This is a genomic window from Methylocystis sp. H62 (assembly GCF_015709515.1).
Lineage (GTDB): Bacteria > Pseudomonadota > Alphaproteobacteria > Rhizobiales > Beijerinckiaceae > Methylocystis.
The window spans coordinates 1-4,215 of sequence record NZ_JADNQZ010000008.1 but is presented as its reverse complement, the minus strand read 5'-3'; the positions used below and the strand labels follow the sequence as shown (position 1 = coordinate 4,215).

Here is a 4,215-nt window from a genome sequence, read left to right as displayed (position 1 = left end):
CCGCCTTCGGATCGCGACCCGATCGACTGGAGGCTCGTGACCAATCTGCCTGTCGACGATCTCGCAGCCGCCATCGAAAAGCTCGACTGGTACGCACTGCGCTGGAAAATCGAGGTGTTCCACAAGGTCATGAAATCTGGTTGCCGCGCCGAAGATGCGAAATTGCAGACTGCCGAACGGCTGGTGAAATTGCTCGCCCTCATCACAGTCGTCAGCTGGCGCATCTTTTGGATCACCATGTCTGCGCGGGCTCAACCACTCGCGAAACCCGAGACTGTCCTCACACCTGCCGAGATTGAAACACTCGACCGCATCGATGCGGCGCGCTCCAGACCGCGCATCATGCGCCGAACGGTCGCAACCTACTTGTTACAGATCGCCATGCTCGGCGGCTATCTCGCTCGCACGCGCGATCCTCCCCCAGGAAACATGGTCGTCTGGCGTGGCCTGACCAAATTGCAAGATATCGCTTTCGGCATCGCTATCGGTTCAACACGCAGATGTGGGTAATTGAAAGTCTCGCCGGAGGCTTACTTTGGTGCAGGCTCTCGCCGAAGAGCTCGTTTCACGTGATGGTCGATGACGCGCCACCCGGAACCGGACGGGAATTCGGCGGCGTCATCAATCTATGGTCGTTGCCCATAGCGATCTGGAAAGGCGTTCCCATGGACGCCCATCGGCCGGCGGCGCTGCTTGGCTTACTGACGATTAACTCGATATTCGCCTGGCGGCGAGCCGCCCCACCTAGGCTTGCATTCCTGCCCGCGCCACTGACGGGCGTCGGACTGGCAACCTTCGCGGCCTGGCATTTCAACGTGGACATCAAATATGTTCCGGCGCCGGACGATCTTCTGGGCGCTATAAACATGCCGACACTTCATGCGCTCGGGAGGTTGGGCGAGGTAGCGCTATGGGCGGCGGGCCTGTCGCTTGCCTTCGTCGCCGGCGCGGAGTCGCTGCTGACGGCGACTGCAGTCGATGTAATACAGCGTCGCACGGCGCGCCCAAAATACAACAAAGAGCTTGTGGCACAAGGCGTCGGCAATCTGCTGTGCGGCATGCTCGGCGTGCTGCCCGTTTCTGGCGTCATCGTGCGCAGCGCCGCCAATTGTGAACGCCGGCGGCCGGACGCGGCTCTCCACCATGCTGCATGGCGTGTGGATTTTGCTGCTCATCACCATGGCACCGAAACGTCCTGCGCATTATTCCCGTCGTCAGCCTCGCGGCAGTGCTCGTTTACGCCGGCCTCAATCTGATCAACTACGGCTTCGTGCGCTTTCTCTGGAGTCAGGAACGCGTCGAAACGGCCGTCTATGCTGCAACCTTCGCTGCAGTGGTGATAACCGACGTGCTGACCGGCATTGCAGTCGGCGTGGGACTTGCCATCGTCCGCCTGCTCTACACCTTCTCCCATCTCAGCATTCGCCGTGAAGAGAGTGACGGCGTGATCTATATACATCTCGAAGGCGCTGCGACATTCATCCGCCTTCCGCAGCTCGCCGCCGCTCTAGAAGGATTACCCCCAGGCACGCGCGTGCATGTGCATCTCAGTGAGTTGAGCTATATCGATCACGCCTGCCTCGACCTTTTTCTAAGCCGGGAGTGGCAGCTTCAAAGCTCCGGCGGAGAGCTCGTGCTCGACTGGGACGCGCTCCATGGATTGTTCCGTAAGGGCGATGGACGATCGAGCGCCAAGCGTGCGAAGGCGAACGAAACTCGTGTTGGAAGCGTTCAGAGGAACAAAGTTGCGCGAGAATAATCTACCTTTATCAGTATGCATAGCGCTGGCAAGCGGCACCTCAAAAGTCGAGATCGAAAAACTGACCAGAAGGAAATATTATGTTCAAGAGAATCCTCCTCCCGGTTGATCTCGAGCAACCCCAGCTGACACGACAAGCGATCGAAGCGGCTATAGGGATCGCCGATCCTGACGCCAGATTGCGCCTTGTTAATGTGCAAACGATGCTACCCACGATGTTCATCGAATACGGACCTCCCGATTATGAAGACGAGGTTCGACTTGAGGCTCAAAAACAAATCGCGAAAACCACAGTGAAGATTGATTACCCGCGTAAGCGCATTTCGACCATTGTGAGAATCGGCGCGATCTATGACGAGGCCCTGACCGAGGCCGGAGAGTGGAATGCCGATCTCATCGTTATCTGCTCAAACCGGCCAACCTTGGCGACGTATCTTCTTGGCTCAAATGCCGCAAAAATCGTACGACATGCCACATGCTCAGTACTGGTGGTGCGTTGATAGCATTATACCAAAGGTCAGACTTCCTCGACCGGGTTCAGCTTCGGCACCCGCGCGACGAAGACCTTGGCTTTGCTTTGGGCTACTGTCGTCATCGGTCCGATGTTTTGTTGAAACGCCGCATCAAAGGGCTCCAGAAGAAAAAGAAGATTCAGATTGGCACGGTCCATGAAAACAACGTGACGATTCACGACTGTTAAAGTGGCCCAGCGTATTTTTTGACTTTTTATGGCCTCCGGCGCTTGGGCACAATTGGGCTCGACGTGCGCTGCAAGCACCTGCTTTCGACCGTCGGAATCACCAAGGATACGGAGGCGGCGAAGGAGACGGCCCGAAATGGTGCTCGCCAACGACAACTCCGCGTCGATCGTGGACGTTGTACGCGAAGGCCGGGTCAGTTATGGCAACTTGAAAAAGCACTATATGTAATTGCTCCGCATCAGCGGCGGCCAGGCATTTCTGAACGGGACGAGCCTCGTCAATCCTGCCCCCGTAACGCCGATCGTTCCGTAACAGCGCGGTGGAAATGTCGCGATTTGATCAGTCGGCTTCGCATGCAGACAGATTCTTTTCTTTCCTTCAGCGTGGGATCGAGTGTTGTCGTGTCGCCCTTGTCGGCTTCGTGAATCGGCGCCGCCACGATCACGCCGGTGTCGAGATCGACCGCATGTTCGGGCTCGTAGGCGAGATGCGTCGTGCCGTCCTTCATCTTGGCGATCTTCGCCTCTCGATCGGTCTTGCTCGTCCAATCCTCGTTCGAGAGCTTCTTACCTTTGCGCTTACGGTCGAGTCGGATCAGATCGTCGACGTCGGCGTCTCGACACCGCTTTCCTTGGCCATCCGAGTCAGCATCTCGCGATAGCTTTCGCCATTGTCACGGCGCACGGTCGTCCGCAGCGCCGCGTTGGCTTCCATCGTCGACCCGTCGACGCCGATCCGCTCGCCCTTCACCAGACCATGTTCGGCGACGAGCTTCAGGACGAAGGCGAACACCTTCTCGTGCACTTCGTGCGGCAGACGGCTTCGCGTCTTCGACAACCAGGAATGATCGGGAACCTTGTCGCGCTTGCCGTGCCGAGTGAAATCTCCCAGCGATCTCGAATCCGAGCAGCCCCAGACAATGCAGCGCTCGCTGTCGAGCCCTTCGAAATAGCGAGTCGCAGAGGCGGCCAACCACAAACACGAGCTCGCAGCTCAACGTACGAGAACGGCCTGCCTACACTTTCATGCTCCCGGCACCTCAGTCCCGGATGGTCGCACCATACGCCTTGTTCTCGATGAACGCAGCTGGGCATTGGCACCGGATATCTTCATACTGGTTACAAACCCCATCGAAAGCGCATTCGCGACGGTTCGGCATCGCACGGTGCGCATGAAAGGCGCGCTCTCGCCGGACACCGCTGTCAGGACACATCAGAAATTGAGAAATCGGCCTGTTGAATTTCAATGCGTTACGAAACGCTGCTGATTTACGCGTATACATTTGAATTGAGAAAACGCCCGAATGATGTACAGTTGAATTGAGAATTTGCGGCTCAACCATTTCTCATGGACGCGGCCGAAAAATGAACAGCAATAATGAGAACGCGCCCTGCCCTGATGACGCCGACACGACGGGGTCCGACGACCCGCAGTGGTTAGAGGCATGTCGACGCGAGGAGGCCATCAGAGAATTGTTAGGCCGCTCCGCGGGCGACCGGCTACGAACAAGCGACGTCGAAGATGTTGCTTTGGACCTCGGGATCAGTCGCGCGACACTTTATCGCCTCGTCGCGATCTATCGCGAAACGCCCACCGTTGAGGCGCTTCAGCCGAAGCCGCGAGGCCGATCGAAAGGGGCGCTCGCTCTCGACAAATCGCGTCATAAGTTGATCCGCCAGACGATCCGGGAAGTCTATCTGAAGCCGCAGCGTCCAACGCTGACCCACCTCGTCGAACAAATCCATTTGCGTTTCG

At 57.6% G+C, this 4,215-nt stretch carries 6 protein-coding genes and 2 pseudogenes; 5 read left to right on the top strand and 3 right to left on the bottom strand.

What is annotated here, in order from left to right:
* From IYY11_RS00075 to IYY11_RS00065, 4 genes and pseudogenes are all read left to right on the top strand, one after another.
* Window positions 1-510: pseudogene (locus IYY11_RS00075) on the top strand (IS4 family transposase); the annotation flags it as partial.
* Window positions 511-572: 62 nt separating this feature from the next.
* Window positions 573-1,256 (top strand): SulP family inorganic anion transporter, encoded by a 684-nt coding sequence (locus IYY11_RS22465; protein ID WP_245435081.1) that lies wholly within the window; start codon window positions 573-575, stop codon window positions 1,254-1,256.
* A complete protein-coding gene (locus IYY11_RS22460; RefSeq protein ID WP_245435083.1) occupies window positions 1,229-1,759 on the top strand; it encodes an STAS domain-containing protein in 531 nt (176 codons plus the stop codon). Before IYY11_RS22465 ends, IYY11_RS22460 begins: the two co-directional genes overlap by 28 nt.
* 80 nt (window positions 1,760-1,839) lie before the next feature.
* Complete coding sequence (locus IYY11_RS00065) at window positions 1,840-2,259, top strand: universal stress protein (protein ID WP_124740567.1); 420 nt, start codon at window positions 1,840-1,842, stop codon at window positions 2,257-2,259.
* 17 nt (window positions 2,260-2,276) lie between these two features.
* Here IYY11_RS00065 and IYY11_RS00060 read toward each other — a convergent pair whose 3' ends face one another.
* The 3 genes from IYY11_RS00060 to IYY11_RS22330 all read right to left on the bottom strand — a co-directional run bounded on the left by IYY11_RS00060 (window position 2,277) and on the right by IYY11_RS22330 (window position 3,438).
* Window positions 2,277-2,609 carry a hypothetical protein gene (locus IYY11_RS00060; RefSeq protein WP_124740568.1) on the bottom strand — a complete coding sequence of 111 codons (333 nt, stop codon included), beginning with the start codon at window positions 2,607-2,609 and terminating at the stop codon, window positions 2,277-2,279.
* 128 nt (window positions 2,610-2,737) lie between these two features.
* Window positions 2,738-2,968, bottom strand: coding sequence for a hypothetical protein (locus IYY11_RS22335; RefSeq protein WP_210330473.1), 231 nt, complete (start codon window positions 2,966-2,968; stop codon window positions 2,738-2,740).
* Window positions 2,969-3,054: 86 nt separating this feature from the next.
* Window positions 3,055-3,438: a transposase gene (locus IYY11_RS22330; protein ID WP_210330472.1), complete on the bottom strand. Its 384-nt coding sequence runs from the start codon at window positions 3,436-3,438 to the stop codon at window positions 3,055-3,057.
* A gap of 386 nt (window positions 3,439-3,824) precedes the next feature.
* On the opposite strand from IYY11_RS22330, the pseudogene IYY11_RS00050 reads away from it, so the two are divergent.
* Window positions 3,825-4,215, top strand: a pseudogene (locus tag IYY11_RS00050) (hypothetical protein); the annotation flags it as partial.

Coding starts and splice junctions, on each gene's coding strand:
- IYY11_RS22465 (WP_245435081.1), top strand. CDS start 573: ATGGTCGATGACGCGCCACCCGGAACCGGACGGGAATTCGGCGGCGTC.
- IYY11_RS00065 (WP_124740567.1), top strand. CDS start 1,840: ATGTTCAAGAGAATCCTCCTCCCGGTTGATCTCGAGCAACCCCAGCTG.
- IYY11_RS22335 (WP_210330473.1), bottom strand. CDS start 2,968: ATGAAGGACGGCACGACGCATCTCGCCTACGAGCCCGAACATGCGGTC.